Consider the following 17,581-nt stretch of genomic DNA (forward strand, 5'->3'; position numbering starts at 1 on the left):
GGGGGATCCAGATGGCCAAGGCCAAGCGCATGTACGGCTGCACCGAGTGCGGCGCAACCTTTCCCAAGTGGGCGGGCCAGTGCGGCGAATGCGGCGCCTGGAACACCCTGACCGAAACCATGATCGAAAGCGGCGGTGCCACGGCGCCCACCGGGCGTACCGGCTGGGCCGGGCAGCAAGCGCAGATCAAGACCCTGGCCGAAGTCAGCATCGAAGAGATCCCGCGCTTCTCCACCGCGTCCGGTGAGCTGGATCGGGTGCTCGGTGGTGGTCTGGTCGACGGTTCGGTGGTGCTGATCGGCGGTGACCCGGGCATCGGCAAGTCGACGATCCTGCTGCAGACCCTGTGCAACCTCGCCAAGAGCATGCCGGCGCTGTACGTGACCGGCGAAGAATCTCAGCAGCAAGTCGCCATGCGCGCCCGCCGGCTGGGGCTGCCACAGGATCAACTGCGGGTGATGACCGAAACCTGCATCGAAACCATCATCGCCACCGCCCGCCAGGAAAAACCCAAGGTGATGGTGATCGACTCGATCCAGACCATCTTCACCGAACAATTGCAGTCAGCCCCCGGTGGCGTGTCGCAAGTGCGCGAGAGTGCGGCGCTGCTGGTGCGGTATGCGAAACAGAGCGGTACGGCGATTTTCCTCGTCGGCCACGTCACCAAGGAAGGCGCGCTCGCCGGCCCGCGCGTTCTGGAACACATGGTCGACACCGTGCTGTACTTCGAAGGCGAGTCCGATGGCCGTTTGCGTCTGCTGCGCGCAGTGAAAAACCGTTTCGGCGCGGTCAACGAGCTCGGCGTGTTCGGCATGACCGACAAGGGCTTGAAAGAAGTCTCTAACCCTTCGGCGATTTTTCTGACTCGCGCTCAGGAAGAAGTCCCGGGCAGTGTGGTCATGGCGACGTGGGAAGGCACCCGGCCGATGCTGGTGGAAGTGCAGGCGTTGGTCGATGACAGCCATCTGGCCAACCCGCGTCGTGTAACACTGGGGCTGGATCAGAACCGCTTGGCAATGTTGCTGGCGGTGCTGCATCGCCACGGCGGCATTCCGACTCACGATCAGGATGTGTTCCTCAACGTGGTCGGCGGGGTCAAGGTGCTGGAAACCGCGTCCGACCTGGCGTTGATGGCGGCGGTGATGTCGAGCCTGCGCAACCGGCCGTTGCCGCACGACCTGTTGGTGTTCGGCGAAGTCGGGCTATCGGGTGAAGTGCGTCCGGTGCCGAGCGGGCAGGAGCGCTTGAAGGAAGCGGCCAAGCACGGTTTCAAACGTGCGATCGTGCCCAAGGGCAATGCACCGAAAGAGGCGCCGGCGGGGTTGCAGATCATCGCTGTGACCCGGCTGGAACAGGCCCTCGATGCACTCTTCGAGTAACCACAATCCCTTGGACGAATGAAATCATGTGGTGAGGGGATTTATCCCCGATGGGGCGCGGAGCGGCCCTGAAACAACGGGTCTGCTGCGCAGCCCATCGGGGATAAATCCCCTCGCCACAGGGTTCATTCCAACCTTTGTTTTTTTGGGTGGGTGCTAGATGTCGATCAGGGCACCCAACTCGCGCTCAAGTTCGGCCTCATCCGCCAGATTGAGTTCGATCAAGCGCCGCAAGCGCTGGATCGACTCCAGGCCGATATGCCGGCAGACAAACCCCAGTTGCCCATGATCTTCATGGGCCAGATGCACGTCCATCTGGATATTCACGTCATCGCTCAGATGAATGTCGACGAAAAAATCCTTCTCCCTACCCCCAAGCCACGGCTCCGGCCGCTCAATCAGCAGCCCCTTGAGCGACAGATCGATCAGCTTTACCGGCCAGATGAATTGGTCCTGACTCAGCTCGGTTCTGGCATCGAACGCAATACGTTTGAAGCGACGGCGATTGGCTGGGTGTTCGCTCATGGCGCAATCCTCGGAAGAGTTCGCTGACTATAGACCCGACCGATGGGGGGCTGCCAATCAACAAGGCGTCTAGACCAACGTCGGGGTATGGCCTTTGGCGCCGTAAGCGCTAAACTCGGGGTGGCTGTCTTTCTTGTCCACCCTGGCTGGAATAATAAAATGAAAAATAATAATAGCCTGCTACGCCATCTACCCTGGCTAGTGCTGGCAATCGTAGGAGCGTGCGCCCTGGGCGTAGTGGCATTGCGCCGAGGAGAGGCGATCAACGCCTTGTGGATCGTGGTCGCGGCAGTGGCCATCTATCTGGTCGCGTACCGTTACTACAGCCTGTTCATCGCAAACAATGTGATGCAACTCGATCCGCGTCGGGCCACCCCCGCCGTGCTCAACAATGACGGTCTGGACTACGTTCCAACCAACAAACACATTCTTTTCGGTCACCACTTTGCGGCGATTGCCGGCGCAGGCCCGCTGGTCGGCCCGGTGCTGGCGGCGCAGATGGGTTATCTGCCCGGCACGCTGTGGCTGATTGCCGGGGTGGTGCTGGCGGGGGCGGTGCAGGACTTCATGGTCCTGTTCATGTCGACCCGGCGCAACGGCCGTTCCCTGGGCGACATGGTGCGTGAAGAAATGGGCCGCGTGCCTGGCACCATTGCCTTGTTCGGCTGCTTCCTTATCATGATCATCATCCTCGCGGTGCTGGCGCTGATCGTGGTCAAGGCGCTGGCGGAGAGCCCGTGGGGCATCTTCACCGTGATGGCGACCATCCCGATCGCGATGTTCATGGGCATCTACATGCGCTACATCCGTCCGGGCCGCATTGGCGAGATCTCGGTCATTGGCGTGTTGCTGCTGCTCGCTTCGATCTGGCTGGGCGGGCAGATTGCCGCTGATCCGGTGTGGGCCAAGGCCTTCAGCTTTACCGGCATTCAAATCACCTGGATGCTGATCGGTTACGGGTTTGTCGCGGCAGTCTTGCCGGTGTGGCTGATTCTGGCGCCACGCGACTACCTCTCCACGTTCCTCAAGATCGGCACCATCATCGCCCTGGCGATCGGCATTCTGGTGACCATGCCCGAGCTGAAAATGCCGGCGCTGACCCAGTTCGTCGACGGCACCGGTCCGGTGTGGAAGGGTGGTCTGTTCCCGTTCCTGTTCATCACCATCGCTTGCGGTGCGGTGTCCGGGTTCCACGCGCTGATCTCTTCGGGCACCACGCCGAAGCTGCTGGATAACGAAACCAACGCCCGCTACATCGGTTACGGCGGCATGCTGATGGAATCGTTTGTCGCGATCATGGCCATGGTTGCCGCTTCGGTGATCGAGCCAGGCGTGTACTTCGCCATGAACAGCCCTGCGGCAGTCGTGGGCGGTGATGTGGCTTCGGTTGCGCAAATGGTCAGCAGTTGGGGCTTTGCGATCACCCCGGAAGCGCTGCAAGCCGTGGCGCACGATATCGGCGAAACCACCATCCTGGCCCGTGCCGGCGGTGCACCGACCCTGGCCGTCGGTATTGCGCAGATCCTGCACAGTGTCCTGCCGGGTGAAAACACCATGGCGTTCTGGTACCACTTCGCGATCCTGTTCGAAGCGCTGTTCATCCTGACCGCGGTCGACGCCGGCACCCGTGCCGGACGCTTCATGCTGCAGGATCTGCTCGGCTCCTTCGTTCCGGCGCTGAAACGTACCGAATCGTGGACCGCCAACCTGATCGCCACCGCCGGTTGTGTGGCGATGTGGGGCTGGCTGCTGTACCAAGGCGTGATCGATCCACTGGGCGGCATCAACACCCTGTGGCCGCTGTTCGGTATCTCCAACCAGATGCTGGCCGGTATCGCGCTGATGCTCGGCACCGTGGTTCTGATCAAGATGAAGCGTCAACGCTACATCTGGGTCACTCTGCTGCCAGCGGCCTGGCTGCTGATCTGCACCACGACGGCCGGCTTCATCAAGCTGTTCGATGCCAACCCGGCGATCGGCTTCCTCTCGCTGGCCAAGAAATACAGCGATGCGCTGGCCAATGGTCAGGTGCTGGCACCGGCAAAAAGCGTCGAGCAGATGCAGCACGTGATCTTCAACGCTTACACCAACGCAACGCTCACCGCGCTGTTCCTGTTCGTGGTCTTCAGCATCCTGTTCTATGCACTCAAGGTCGGCATCGCCGCCTGGGGCAAAAAAGAGCGTACGGATAAAGAATCGCCATTCCAGGCCCTGCCGGACGCGTAACCAGAGGATTGCACCATGTTCAATGACCTGAGTCGCCTCGGTAAATACCTCGGTCAGGCCGCACGCCTGATGGTCGGCATGCCCGACTACGACACCTACGTCGAGCATATGCAAACCAAGCACCCGGACAAACCGGTGATGAGCTACGAGATGTTCTTTCGCGAACGTCAGGAAGCGCGTTACGGTGGCAAGGGTGGGCCGAAGTGCTGTTGAGCTGACAGCCAGAGGTTGATGCAATCCCCCTGTGGGAGCGAGCCTGCTCGCGAAAGCGGTGTGTCATCGAGCAATGATGTCGACTGACGCTACCCCTTCGCGAGCAGGCTCGCTCCCACATTTGTTTTGTGTCGTTCATTCATTTTGTGAAGGGGATCAGTTTTGTCTTCTCCCATACCCGTAACGGTACTCAGCGGTTTCCTCGGCGCCGGCAAGACCACCTTGCTGCGCCATTTGCTCAAGGCCGAGCACGGCCTGAAGATCGCCGTGATCGAAAACGAATTCAGCGATGCCGGCATCGACACCCAACTGCTGGGCGATGAGCCGGTACAAGTCATGACCCTGGCCAACGGCTGCGTGTGCTGCACCATTCACACCGACCTGACCAAGGCCCTGTACCTGCTGCTCGAACGCCTGGACAGCGGCGAGATCGCCTTCGACCGACTGGTGATCGAGTGCACCGGCCTGGCCGACCCGGCCCCGGTGGCGCAGACCTTTTTCATCGATGAAGAACTGCGCGAGCGCTATCTGCTCGACGGCATCATCACCCTGGTGGATGCTGCTCACGCCGACCTGCACCTGACCCAGACCATCGCCCAGGCGCAGATCGGTTTCGCCGACCGCTTGCTGGTGAGCAAGACCGATCTGGTGGACGAGGCGACGTTTACCGCGCTGAGCGAACGCCTGACACGGATCAACCGGCGTGCGCCGATCCGCGTGGTCGAGCATGGCAACATCGATCTGGCCGAACTGCTCGACGTACGCGGCTTCAATCTCAATGCCGACCTTGGCGGCGGGGTGAGCCTGCGCCCGGTGAGCAAGGCGCCCTCCATCGACCGAATATCCAGCCTGGTGCTGCGCACCGACCAGCCGCTGGATATCGATCAGCTCAGCGAATTCATGAATGAGCTGCTGGAAGAGCACGGCAAGCAATTGCTGCGCTACAAAGGCGTGTTGAACATCGCTGGCGAAGATCGGCGTCTGGTGTTCCAAGGCGTTTTGAAGTTGTACGGCTTCGACTGGGACACTGAGTGGGCCGAGGGTGAGGCGCGGGACAGTGTGATTGTGTTTATTGCTGATGATTTGCCGGAAGAGAAGATCCGGGCGGGGTTTGCGAGGGTAGCGGCGGGCTGATGATTTTGCAGCCTCAATGGTGACGCCATCGCGAGCAGGCTCACTCCTACAGGGGAATGCATTTCAAATGTAGGAGTGAGCCTGCTCGCGATAGCCATTTAACCGACAGCACAATGCCCAAAGTCTGAATCCAGCAGTGTCTGCTCAAGATGATCCAGATGCCGATTCATCAGTAACCCGGCCTTGGCAGCATCGCCGCACTCCACCGCCATCACCAGCGCCACATGCTCCTGCCAGACACAACAGCTGTGCGTGTTGCGCGAGCTTCGCGCAATCGCCAGCGACGTCAGCGGCACCAGGCTGCCGAGAAAATGCGCCAACGGTGCATTCCCTGCCATTTGTGCCAACTGCAGGTGAAACTCCCCTGACAACCGAATCGCCGTGCCACGTTGACCCAGCTCCACGGCCTGACGCTCACGTTCGATCAAGGCGCGCAGACGCTTGAGCCCTTCAACCGACGGCCGCTGACAAGCCAGCCGCACCAGCGTGCTTTCGGCAAGTCGGCGTGCGTGCAACGTCTGCCTGGTGTGCTCCGCGTCCAGCTCGGCAACGCGTGGCCGATGATTGGCGCGCAGCACGATGATGTGCTCATGCGCCAACTGCGTAAGCGCTCGCCGCACATCGGCGCGGCTGACGCCGAACATCTGCTTGAGGCTCTCTTCGGTGAAGCGGCTGGCGGGTGCGATACGTTGTTCCAGAATTGCATCGAACAGCCGTGGATACAAATCCTCCACCGGCGCTCGCAGGCGGGAGAAGGGCAGGGCAGTCGACATCTGGCGGTTGTGCGACGGCGTGGCAAGACTGTTCATGGCCGGTCTCCAGTGTGAAGGAATTCAGTTGCTCAAGTTGTCGTCCGGAATGTTCAGCTCGATGCCCATGCGCTGACCTTCACGCAGAATGTGCCGGCGCATTTCGGCGCTGGCCTGGGCGCTGTTCTTGCTGCGGATTGCACGCACTACGGCTTCGTTTTCTTCGAGGCGTTCGGCGAGGTGTTCCGGGGAATTGCGCAGCACTTCGGCGCTCTGCTTGAGGGCATCGCTGGTCTGCTGCACCACGCTCTGGAAGATCGGGTTCGACGTCAGGGTGAACAGCTCTTCGTGGAACGCGATGTAGGCGCTGACCCCGGCTTCGCTGTCGCCAGCTTCGAGGGCTTCGCGCATGTCCATCAGGGTCAGGCGCAATTGCCCGACTTCCTTGCTGCTGATCGACTGCGCCACCAGGCCAACGATAAACGGCTCCAGGGTGTAGCGCAGTTGCAGCACGTCTTCGAGGCTGGCGCCGGCCACGGCGCTGTCGTGGCTCTGGCTGTCGCAGAGCTGGGCGTCGAGTACCACCACGCCTTTGCCCGGCATCGAGCGCACGAGACCGAGGGTTTCCAGGACGATCACCGCTTCGCGCAGGCTCGGGCGGCTGATCCCCAGTTGTTCGGCCAGTTCGCGCTGGCCCGGCAGCATGTCGCCGGAGCGCCACTGACCGCGCGCGAGGGCGGCGCGCAGTTTTTCTACGACTGAGTTGACGACGGTTGATGTGGTTATCACTTGTCTAGCTCCGTAAGCCCATAGGGGATGCCGCCAACGAGATCAAAAGATCGCAGCCTGCGGCAGCTCCTGCAGGGTTGAAAATCAGAACTCTTGCTGGTGCGCCGGAGTTCCGGTTTTACGCGGTTGAAAGGTGTAGCCCTGCTGACCGCTGAGTACTTTGTTTGCCCGTTGCACATCGATGTCCTTTTCCCAGCGGGCGATGGCAACGGTGGCGACGCAGTTGCCGATCAGGTTGGTCAGCGCCCGGCCGATGCCCATGAACCAGTCCACCGCCAACACCAGCACCAGACCCACTACCGGAATCGCTGGAATGGCTGTCAGTGTCGCGGCCAGAATCACCAGTGCCGAGCCGGGAATGCCGTGGGCGCCCTTGGAGGTGATCAGTGACACCAGCAGAATCGTCAACAGGTCGGTCATCGCCAACGGCGTACCGGTGGCATTGGCGATAAACACGATGGCCAGGGTCAGGTAGATCGAAAAGCCGTCGAGGTTGAACGAGTAGCCGGTGGGAATCACCAGTCCGACCGTCGAGCTGCCGATGCCCAGGTGTTCGAGTTTGCGCATGATCTGCGGCAGCACGGCGTCGGAGGAGGCGGTGCCCATGACGATCAGCAGTTCTTCACGCAGGTATTTGAGCAAGGGCCACATGCGCAGGCCGGAGGCGCGCATCACCAGACCCAGGATCACACTGACGAAGGCCATGCAGGTCAGGTAGAACAAGCCAACCAGACTGCCCAGGTGTTGCAGCGAATCGAGGCCGTATTTGCTGGTGGTGAAGGCGATAGCGCCGAACACGCCGATCGGCGCCAGACGCACGATCATGCCCATGATGCGGAAGATCACGTGGCTCAGCTCGTTGATCAGTCGCGAGATGCCCGAAGCGGCTTCGCCCACCAGATTCAAAGCGCTGCCGAACAGCACCGAGAACAGCAGCACTTGGAGGATGTTGTTGTCGGCGAAGGCACCGATCACCGAGGTCGGGATCAGGTCCATCAGGAACTGCGTGGTGGTGTGCATGTGCTGACCGCGCTCGGCGAGGTCGCCCATGTCGGCGGCGGACAACTGCTCCAGATGGATATTTGCGCCGCTGCCGATCCCGGTGCTGAAGGCGAACACCAGGCCGATCACCAGCGCGATGGTGGTCAACACTTCGAAGTAGATCACCGACTTGAGGCCGATGCGCCCGACCTTCTTCAGATCACCCGCACCGCTGATACCACTGACCACCACGCAGAACACGATCAGGCCGATGAGCATCTTGATCAGTTTGATGAAGCCGTCGCCCAGCGGTTTGAGCTGAGCTGAGTATTCAGGAAGGGTCAGCCCGCAGACGATGCCAAGCACCAGTCCGAGAACCACTTGAAGGAAGATTGAACGCGAGCACCATCTGAGCATGGGAGGAATCCTGGTCGGTGTCCTGGCTGCCGTGTGCGGGGCACATCAGATTCAGGACTTAATTATTGTGGTCTTACCGGTATGTCCAGTGCAGGCGCAGTCTACGCCCGGATTTTTCTGGAACACAAGGGGGAAACACAAAATTGGCATGACCGGTCTGACCAGTGGTGCAGGCGTCAGGATTTCGCTGAGGACGACGATGGCTGGCAGAAGCCCGGCCATCATCGACCGGGCGGTGTTGCGCTTACCCTGTGACTCAATAAGGCACGTTACGCTGAAGGATATTCAACTTGAATTCGATAGGACTTGCACTGCGATACGGGTCGGTGCGGACGAAAGTACCGACCACAGGATCGTATTTGTTACGGCTTTTGCCTGCACTCAGCAGATCCCCGCCGCGTGTCTGGATTCTGACGGTGGGTGTGTCGGTATCGATCTGATCCAGGGTGATAATCTTGCCTTTGGAGTTCAGCAAGTTGAACGTGGTCTGGTCACCGTCTTCAGTTGAATAAGCATTCAGGAAGTCCTTTTCCTCTCGGCTGAGCGTTCGGTAGTAATACGCGCCGGGGGTGAAGATATAGATTGTGTAGTAGTCGTCGAGGCAGCGGAAATAGAACGTCAGCGCGTTTGGTGCGACATCGGGTTTGAGAAAAAGATAATCGGAAACATCGATGTGGTGAGAGAAAGAAAAAGTCTCATAATCGGGTCGTAGCGTCTTGGTTGTTCCGCCATAGGTCAACTTCGGGAAGTGCGGATAACCAAAGCGAGTGCTCATGGTTGCAGTAAAGGATTTTTCCTGATCGGTGCTCATAAGTATTTCTCAAATGTCTGAAGTGAGGTAATTGATAGTCGGGGTATGCAGGGCGCAAACAGTAAATGTTTACGGTGTAGTGTCAGACTTCGTCGGGATCACTGAGGAATGAAGCATTGCGTTCAATGATTCGTAGAGTGAACGGAATACCGTCGTTATCGGTCCCGGCGAGGTAGTTGTAGGGCGCGCCTCGGCGGCGCACGGCGCCGATGTGATCGGCGTTGCGGGCCTTGAGCCGAACCCGCTGGATGTCCCGGCCCATGTTCTCCAGGGTGATGGTCCGATTGTCCAGACTCAGCAGGTTGAACGAGGTGGTGTCGCCGCTATCCGGCAGGAACGCACCCAGCACGCCGGCGGCGTCCTTGCTGATGCAGTGGCCGGTGTGAGTGGCGTGGGAGCGGATGTAAAGGTGGTAGTAGTCATCCGTGCAGCGGAAGTAAACCGTCAGTGGCGAAGCATTTCTGACTTCCCCGTGCGGACGGCGACCTAATAGATGCGCATCATCGCGTTCGATGGATGCTCCGGTATAAAAACCACCCGAGAAGGATGCGTCAGTTCGCAAGATCGGGGTTTCGTATAACGCCCCAAGAATGTCCAGGTGATCGTGGTCAAGTTCCAGTGTTGCTATGAAGGATTTCTGTCTGTTAGTGGTCATGAGCTCTTCCTTGAGTTTGAGATGTTTCGATGTTTGATAGTTTTCGTATGGTTTGATAAGGCTTTGTTAGTTGCTTGTTTGTTTGTCTCGGATAAACCCTAACAGCTAAGTTTTATCGAGGGTGATGTTTTTATCTGTGTTGTTGTTTCAAGTTTTTAAGCGGTGATGCTGATAACCCCGAAGTGCGGGATTCAGGGTCACTTTGTTACAGACGAAAAAAAACCGGCCAATCACTTGGCCGGTTTTTTATGCTGCGGGTTTAACGTCGCGATTAAGCGCCGTACACCGGCAGTTTCTTGCAGATGGCTTTGACTTTCTCACGAACGGCGTCGATCACCGCTTCGTTGTTCAGGTCAGCCAGGATGTCGCAGATCCAGCCGGCCAGTTCTTTGCACTCTGCTTCCTTGAAGCCGCGAGTGGTCACAGCCGGGGTGCCGAAGCGCAGGCCGGAGGTGACGAACGGCGAGCGTGGGTCGTTAGGCACGGAGTTCTTGTTCACGGTGATGAACGCTTTGCCCAGAGCGGCGTCGGCGTCTTTACCGGAGATGTCCTGCTTGATCAGCGACAGCAGGAACAGGTGGTTCTTGGTCCCGCCGGACACCACGTCGAAACCGCGGTCGATGAACACTTCGGCCATGGCCTGGGCGTTCTTCACCACTTGTTCCTGGTAGGCCTTGAACTCAGGCTGCAGCGCTTCTTTGAAGCAGATCGCTTTAGCGGCGATCACGTGCTCCAGCGGGCCACCCTGGGCACCCGGGAATACTGCGGAGTTCAGCTTCTTCTCGATCTCGGCGTTGGCGCGCGCCAGGATCAGGCCGCCACGCGGACCGCGCAGGGTCTTGTGCGTGGTGGTGGTCACGACGTCAGCGAAAGGCACCGGGTTCGGGTAGACGCCAGCGGCGACCAGACCGGCTACGTGAGCCATGTCAACGAACAGGTAGGCACCGACTTTGTCAGCAATGGCGCGGAAACGCGGGAAGTCGAGGATCTGCGAGTAGGCAGAGAAACCGGCCACGATCATTTTCGGCTTGTGTTCAACCGCCAGACGCTCGACTTCGTCGTAGTCGATCAGGCCGTTGGCGTCGATGCCGTACTGCACGGCGTTGTACAGCTTGCCGGAGGAGGAAACGCTGGCGCCGTGGGTCAGGTGACCACCGTGGGCCAGGCTCATGCCCAGAATGGTGTCGCCACCTTGCAGCAGGGCCAGATAAACCGCGGCGTTGGCTTGCGAACCGGCGTGCGGCTGAACGTTGGCGTAATCGGCGCCGAACAGCTCTTTGGCGCGGTCGATGGCCAGTTGTTCAACAACGTCGACGTACTCGCAACCACCGTAGTAGCGCTTGCCCGGGTAGCCTTCGGCGTACTTGTTGGTCAGTACCGAGCCTTGAGCTTCCATCACCGCAGGGCTGGTGTAGTTTTCCGAAGCGATCAGCTCAATGTGCTCTTCCTGGCGCTGAGCTTCTTGCTCCATGGCGGCAAAGAGATCGGCGTCGTACTTGGCAATAGTCAAATCACGGCTGAACATGGCGGTCCTCAAGGATCGGGGGCAGAAAAGGGGGGCATTCTAACCCAATGGGTTTTGGATGGCATATGAAACGACATCATGTCGCAGACAAGTGGCGTTCATGACAGATGTGCGGTGCTTTTACCGGCCTGAAAAGATCGCAGCCTTCGGCAGCTCCTACAGTAATCGGAGCTGATCCCGCATATCGTGACCGACATCAATCCCTGTAGGCGCTGCCGAAGGCTGCGATCTTTTCGGCCACTCAACAGGCTCTCAGTCGAACATGAACAGCGCGTCGTTACTGAACTGCGCCTCGAACCGGCTTGCCGGCATCGGCCGCCCAAACAGATAGCCCTGCACCTCGTCGCAACCATGCTCGCGCAGGAAGTCCAGTTGCTCATGGGTTTCCACACCCTCGGCGATCACCGCCAGATTGAGGCTGTGGGCCATGGCGATGATCGCGCGGGCGATCTGCGCGTCCTGTTCGCCGGACGGCAGGCCGTCGACGAAGGTGCGGTCGATTTTCAGTACGTCGATCGGGAACTGCTTGAGGTAGTTGAGCGAGGAGTAACCGGTGCCGAAGTCGTCGACCGCGATGCTCAGGCCGAGGTTTTTCAACCCGGCAAGAATCTGCATCGCCTCGCTGACTTCGCGCATCAGAATACTTTCCGTCAGTTCCAGCTCCAGGCACGCCGGCGGCAGACCGGTTTCGCGCAGGATCGTGGCGATCCGCGTGCCGAGCTGGCCGTCGGAGAACTGTCGCGCGGAAATGTTCACCGAGACTTTCGGCACGCGCACCCGGCTCTGGTGCCAGGTCTTGAGCTGACGGCAGGCCTCGCTGATCACCCAGTCGCCAACGTCCACCACCAGCCCGAGTTCTTCCAGTACCGGAATGAAATCCCCCGGCGGCACCAGCCCACGGCGCGGATGGCGCCAGCGTAGCAACGCTTCGGCGCCGGTCAGGCGTTTGCCGTCGCCGCTGAATTGCGGCTGGTAATACAGGACGAATTCGTTCTGCTCCAGCGCGTGGCGCAGGTCGCTTTCCAGCTCCAGACGCTCCAGCGCACTGGCGTTCATGTCGGCCTGATAGAACTGGAAGTTGTTCTTGCCGCGCTCCTTGGCGTGGTACATCGCGGTGTCGGCGTTCTTCATCAACTGGCTGAGCTCGTTGCCGTCCTGCGGGCTCAGGGCGATGCCGATACTGGCGGTGACGAAGAATTCGCGGCTTTCCAGCACGAACGGTCGCACCAGACTGGCGAGAATCTGCTCGGCCACGTGAATCGCCCGGTTCAGCGCCATTTCACGACTGGAGCGGTGTTGCAGGAGCAAGGTGAATTCATCGCCGCCCATGCGCGCCACGGTGTCGTCATCGTCGACACAGGCCAGCAGACGCGTGGCCATGTCTTTCAACATGCGGTCGCCGGCGGCGTGGCCGAGGGAATCGTTGATCGGTTTGAAGCGGTCGAGGTCGAGGAACATCAGCACCACCCACGACTTCTGCCGCTCGGCCGATTGCAGCGCGGTGTGCAGGCGATCCTGGAACAGCGTGCGGTTCGGCAGGTGGGTCAGGGCGTCGTAATAGGCGAGGCGATGGATGCGCTGCTCGCTGGCCTTGCGCTCGCTGATGTCGCTGAAGAAGCACACGTAACTGGCGAGGTCGCCTTCATCGTCGAGCACCGCGGTGATGCCGACCCACGCCGGGTAATGCTCGCCATTGCGCCGCTTGAGCCAGACTTCGCCTTCCCAGGTGCTGTGCTGATGCAGTTGCTTGAGCACATAGCGCAAGTGCGCGTCCTGTTGCTCGTCGACAGTAAGCATGTTCGGCAATTGGTCGAGAACTTCGGACACGGCGTAACCGCTGACCCGGCTGAACGCTTCGTTGGCCTGGACGATGTAACCGGCCGGGTCGGTGATCAGGATCGCCGAGGTCGAGTGTTCGAATACCGTGGCCGCCATGCGCAGGTCTTTCTCGGCGCGGCGCTGCTGGCTGATGTCGCGGCCGACGCCGAGCACGCCTTCGAACGCACCGTGTTCATCCCACACCAGCACCAGACGCAACTCGATCGGGATCTTGCGGCCGTCGGCGCGCAGGCAGTCGAACAGGAACATCTGGGTCTGCACCTGGCTGCGCAACAGCGCCAGTTGCTCGGGTTTGTCCAGCGACTTGCTGACCCGGTCCATCAGGGTGTAGATGCCGCTCAGTTGCTGCGGATTGGCGATGGTCGATTGCCAGCCGTTCTGGAAAATCCATTCGGCGTCGTAGCCCAGCACGGCTTGCACCGACGGGCTGACGTAGTTCAGCGACAGCTTGCTGTCGGTGGAGAAAATCACGTCGCTGATGCTTTCGGCGAGCATCCGGTAGCGCTGTTCGCTGTCACGCAGCGATTCGCTGGCTTCGATCTGTTCGGTGATGTCCTTGGCGACGCCGATGATCCGCGTGACCTGATCGTGCTTGTCGCGAGCCAACGCCTGCTCACGGATGTCGAAGCGCCGCCACTTGCCGTCGCGATGGCGGAAGCGCAACTGGCATTGCAGCAACTGACTGTAGCCGGCGTGCCGCTGCATCTGCCGCGAACGGTGGTAATAGTCGGCGTCTTCCGGGTGCAGGAGGATTTCCCAGAAATACTCGCCCATCTGGTGCAACTCGGAGCGGTTGTAACCGAGGGTCTGGCCGAGGTGGTGGTTGCTGAAAATCATCCGCTGGCTGATCACGTCCTGCACGTACAGATGATCCGGCACGGTACGCACCACATCCGACCAGAAGCCTTCGCGCTCCAGCAACGACAGTTCGATCAGCTTGCGGCTGGTGATGTCGTTGATGCTCAGGATCACCGCTTTGTAGTCGTGCTGTTCCTGAGGCAGGCGCAGCACCATCCACAGGTGCTGGTCGCGCCCGTTGATGTCCGGCAGCCTGATTTCCAGTTCCAACTGATTCTGTTGCTGCAGGACGGCGTCGAGCACCTGATTGCCGATGGCGCACTGGGTGTGTGGCTGACCGTCGATCAACAGTTGCCAGGCGTGCTCGCAGGAATTGACGTTGAGCAGTTGCAGCGCCACCTGATTGACCTCGGTGACGCGCAGCTCCTGCAGCAATTGCTGGCGCTGGGCCGGTTGGTCGAGCCAGGCCTTGAGCTGGTCGCTGGTCTGGATCTGCGCTTTGTCGAAGACCTGCTTGAGACCGGACAGGTCGAGCACGCACAACGCCACGCCGGTGCCTTCGAAGATGTCCTGATAACGTCGACGGCCTTCATGCAACTGGCGCTGGCGCCGGCGCATGTTGAGCAGGGCGATCACCGGCAACATCGAGAACGCCAGGCCCAGCAGGCATTTGCCAATGAACGCCGGCAGCAGTTCTTCGAGCACGCGCTGGCGATCAAACAGTCCGCGCAACTGCCAGTCGCTGCTGCTCAGTGGCACGGTCAGCACGGTGTTGGCCATGTCGTCCGGGCTCAGCACGCCAGGTCGGGCCAAAGGCTGTGCTTCGTCGCGGCTGATGATCTGATGGTTGAGGCGGTTTTCCACCAGCCACAACGGACGGATGCCGGTTTCGCCCTGTTTGGTCAGCGAGTCGAAGAACGTCGGGGTCAGGCGCAATGCCCAGTAGCCGCGCGTGCTGCCGCTGGCCTGATGCAACAACAGATGCACCACCGAGCCGTCGTCGGCGTTGCTGAAGTAATGCGCCTGGGCGCGGCTGCGGCGCACCAGTTCGCTGAGGTAATCGGCGTCGTGGCTGTCGCCGGCACTGTCGCTGATGATTTTGCCGGAAGGGCTGAGCAGGGCCAGGCTGCGCAGGTCCGGCAGCGATTGCTGGAGTTTGCGCAGCAGCGCCTGCTGTTCGTCGGAGGACTGCGGCTGTTCGACGATCGGTAGCAGGTTGAGGGCGATTTGTGCGTTCAACGACATGTTCAGGCTGACCTGCGAGGCGAGGTCGGCGGTGTAGTCGATGGTGTACTGGCGCTGGTTTTTCTGGGTTTCACGCAGCTGATCGAGCAGTTGCCAGAACAGCAGCGCCAGCAGCAAAAGCACGAGTGTCGCCAGCGCGCCCTTTAATGTTCCGCGCAGGGGCGAACCGGTCCCCGGATTGGACGCGCTCACAGAAGCTGGCGGGGTAACGTTGGACAAGCTGTAATCCTGCGGTTTGGCTGGACTGGCGCGACGTGCACTATAAGCCGGACGCCCGAAGGGCGGCTAGCATGCCTTGAGTTGTGGCGAAGTGCCAGCCCCACTCGGCTGGACTGCCTTCCGTCATTAAGGTAGCTTTGCCGGTTACGCGGGAGCGTTCCAGCTCCTAGAATCAGACTTTTTTCAGCGCGCACGCATTGATGGCCATCAAGTGGTCTAGTGAACGACGCGCATCGGTCTGGCCGGGCATCGCCTGCGCTCCAATCATTCATCTGTCACTGACCCAAGGTTCTCCATGGCTCAATACGTATTCACCATGCATCGGCTGGGCAAAGTTGTTCCGCCGAAGCGGGAAATCCTGAAAAACATTTCTCTGTCGTTCTTCCCCGGCGCCAAGATCGGCGTACTCGGCCTCAACGGTTCGGGTAAGTCCACGCTGCTGAAAATCATGGCCGGCGTCGATACCGAGTTCGAAGGCGAAGCCCGTCCGATGCCGGACCTGAACATCGGTTATCTGCCGCAAGAGCCACAACTTGATCCGACCAAGACCGTGCGTGAAGTGGTCGAGGAAGCGGTTAGCGTGATCAAGGATGCGCAAGCGCGTCTGGACGAAGTCTACGCCGCCTACGCCGACCCGGATGCGGACTTCGACAAGCTGGCCGCCGAACAGGCCAAGCTCGAAGCGATCCTGCAGGCCAGCGATGGTCACAACCTGGAGCGCCAACTGGAAGTCGCGGCCGACGCCCTGCGTCTGCCGGCCTGGGACGCCAAGGTCGAGCACCTGTCCGGTGGTGAAAAACGCCGTGTCGCCCTGTGCCGTCTGCTGCTGTCCGCCCCGGACATGCTGCTGCTCGACGAACCGACCAACCACTTGGACGCTGACTCCGTGGCGTGGCTGGAGCACTTCCTGCACGACTTCCCGGGCACCGTGGTCGCGATCACGCACGACCGTTACTTCCTCGACAACGTCGCGGGCTGGATTCTGGAACTCGACCGCGGCGCGGGCATTCCTTACGAGGGCAACTACTCCGGTTGGCTGGAAGCCAAGTCCGATCGTCTGGCGGCCGAATCCAAACAGCAGTCGGCTCACGAAAAAGCCATGAAGGAAGAGCTGGAGTGGGTGCGCAAAGGCGCCAAGGCCCGCCAGTCGAAATCCAAGGCTCGTCTGCAACGCTTCGAAGAAATGCAGTCGCAGGAATTCCAGAAGCGCAGCGAAACCAACGAGATCTACATCCCGGCCGGTCCGCGTCTGGGCGACAAGGTCATCGAATTCAAGAACGTCACCAAGGGCTACGGCGATCGAGTGTTGATCGACAACCTGTCGTTCTCCATGCCGAAGGGCGCCATCGTCGGCGTGATCGGCGGTAACGGTGCCGGTAAGTCGACCCTGTTCCGTATGCTGATGGGCAAGGAAACGCCGGATTCGGGCACCATCGAAGTTGGCGAAACCGTGCAACTGGCCTGCGTTGACCAGAGCCGCGAAGACCTCGACGGCAGCAAGACCGTGTTCCAGCAGATCTCCGACGGTTCCGACCAGATCCGCATCGGCAACTACGAGATCCCGTCGCGCACTTACGTGGGTCGCTTCAACTTCAAGGGCGGCGACCAGCAGAAGTTCGTCAAGGACCTGTCCGGTGGTGAGCGCGGTCGTCTGCACCTGGCGCTGACCCTGAAGGAGGGCGGTAACGTCCTGCTGCTCGACGAACCGTCCAACGACCTCGACGTTGAAACCCTGCGTTCCCTGGAAGAAGCCCTGCTGGACTTCCCGGGCGCCGCCATTGTGATCTCTCACGATCGCTGGTTCCTGGACCGCGTCGCGACCCACATCCTGGCGTACGAAGACGACTCGCAAGCGGTGTTCTTCGAAGGTAACTACACCGAGTACGAAGCCGACCGCAAAAAGCGTCTCGGCGAAGCGGCTGCCCAGCCACACCGGGTACGCCACAAGAAACTGGCCTGATTCGGGCTGGTGGCATGAAAAAGCGGAGCCTTCGGGCTCCGTTTTTTTTTGCCTGGGTTTTTCAGCAATACCGCGCCGTGGCCATCGCGAGCAGGCTCACTCCTACAATTGAAATG

General features: G+C 60.2%; 13 protein-coding genes. 5 read left to right on the forward strand and 8 right to left on the reverse strand.

Annotated elements, in window-relative coordinates:
- Positions 1–11 precede the first annotated feature (11 nt).
- Positions 12–1,379, forward strand: coding sequence for a DNA repair protein RadA (gene radA, locus J5M57_RS09975; protein WP_003228407.1), 1,368 nt, complete (start codon positions 12–14; stop codon positions 1,377–1,379).
- Between the two features lie 156 nt (positions 1,380–1,535).
- On the opposite strand, the gene J5M57_RS09980 is transcribed toward radA, so the two are convergent.
- Positions 1,536–1,904 carry a PilZ domain-containing protein gene (locus J5M57_RS09980; RefSeq protein ID WP_207849058.1) on the reverse strand — a complete coding sequence of 123 codons (369 nt, stop codon included), beginning with the start codon at positions 1,902–1,904 and terminating at the stop codon, positions 1,536–1,538.
- A gap of 159 nt (positions 1,905–2,063) precedes the next feature.
- Between J5M57_RS09980 and J5M57_RS09985 the strand changes: the two genes are divergently transcribed.
- From J5M57_RS09985 to yjiA, 3 genes are all read left to right on the forward strand, one after another.
- A complete protein-coding gene (locus tag J5M57_RS09985) occupies positions 2,064–4,130 on the forward strand; it encodes a carbon starvation CstA family protein (protein ID WP_064589275.1) in 2,067 nt (688 codons plus the stop codon).
- Between the two features lie 15 nt (positions 4,131–4,145).
- Positions 4,146–4,343: a YbdD/YjiX family protein gene (locus J5M57_RS09990; protein WP_003228401.1), complete on the forward strand. Its 198-nt coding sequence runs from the start codon at positions 4,146–4,148 to the stop codon at positions 4,341–4,343.
- Between the two features lie 162 nt (positions 4,344–4,505).
- On the forward strand, positions 4,506–5,477 hold the full coding sequence (gene yjiA / locus J5M57_RS09995) for a GTPase (RefSeq protein WP_207849059.1): 972 nt from the start codon (positions 4,506–4,508) through the stop codon (positions 5,475–5,477).
- 98 nt (positions 5,478–5,575) lie between these two features.
- On the opposite strand, the gene J5M57_RS10000 is transcribed toward yjiA, so the two are convergent.
- From J5M57_RS10000 to morA, 7 genes are all read right to left on the reverse strand, one after another.
- A complete protein-coding gene (locus J5M57_RS10000) occupies positions 5,576–6,286 on the reverse strand; it encodes a GntR family transcriptional regulator (RefSeq protein ID WP_207849060.1) in 711 nt (236 codons plus the stop codon).
- A 24-nt stretch (positions 6,287–6,310) separates the two neighbouring features.
- On the reverse strand, positions 6,311–7,015 hold the full coding sequence (locus tag J5M57_RS10005) for a FadR/GntR family transcriptional regulator (protein ID WP_207849061.1): 705 nt from the start codon (positions 7,013–7,015) through the stop codon (positions 6,311–6,313).
- Between the two features lie 84 nt (positions 7,016–7,099).
- Positions 7,100–8,413 (reverse strand): C4-dicarboxylate transporter DctA, encoded by a 1,314-nt coding sequence (locus tag J5M57_RS10010; protein WP_207849062.1) that lies wholly within the window; start codon positions 8,411–8,413, stop codon positions 7,100–7,102.
- A 256-nt stretch (positions 8,414–8,669) separates the two neighbouring features.
- Positions 8,670–9,224: a hypothetical protein gene (locus J5M57_RS10015; protein WP_156792140.1), complete on the reverse strand. Its 555-nt coding sequence runs from the start codon at positions 9,222–9,224 to the stop codon at positions 8,670–8,672.
- 82 nt (positions 9,225–9,306) lie between these two features.
- A complete protein-coding gene (locus J5M57_RS10020; protein ID WP_207849063.1) occupies positions 9,307–9,879 on the reverse strand; it encodes a hypothetical protein in 573 nt (190 codons plus the stop codon).
- 271 nt (positions 9,880–10,150) lie between these two features.
- Positions 10,151–11,404 carry a serine hydroxymethyltransferase gene (gene glyA, locus J5M57_RS10025; protein ID WP_207849064.1) on the reverse strand — a complete coding sequence of 418 codons (1,254 nt, stop codon included), beginning with the start codon at positions 11,402–11,404 and terminating at the stop codon, positions 10,151–10,153.
- Positions 11,405–11,656: 252 nt separating this feature from the next.
- Positions 11,657–15,505, reverse strand: coding sequence for a cyclic di-GMP receptor MorA (gene morA, locus J5M57_RS10030; RefSeq protein ID WP_169843321.1), 3,849 nt, complete (start codon positions 15,503–15,505; stop codon positions 11,657–11,659).
- Between the two features lie 295 nt (positions 15,506–15,800).
- On the opposite strand from morA, the gene ettA reads away from it, so the two are divergent.
- Complete coding sequence (gene ettA / locus J5M57_RS10035; RefSeq protein ID WP_003228391.1) at positions 15,801–17,465, forward strand: energy-dependent translational throttle protein EttA; 1,665 nt, start codon at positions 15,801–15,803, stop codon at positions 17,463–17,465.
- Positions 17,466–17,581: the final 116 nt, after the last annotated feature.

Origin of the sequence: Pseudomonas sp. 86_A, assembly GCF_017491705.1 — a bacterium.
GTDB lineage: Bacteria > Pseudomonadota > Gammaproteobacteria > Pseudomonadales > Pseudomonadaceae > Aquipseudomonas > Aquipseudomonas koreensis.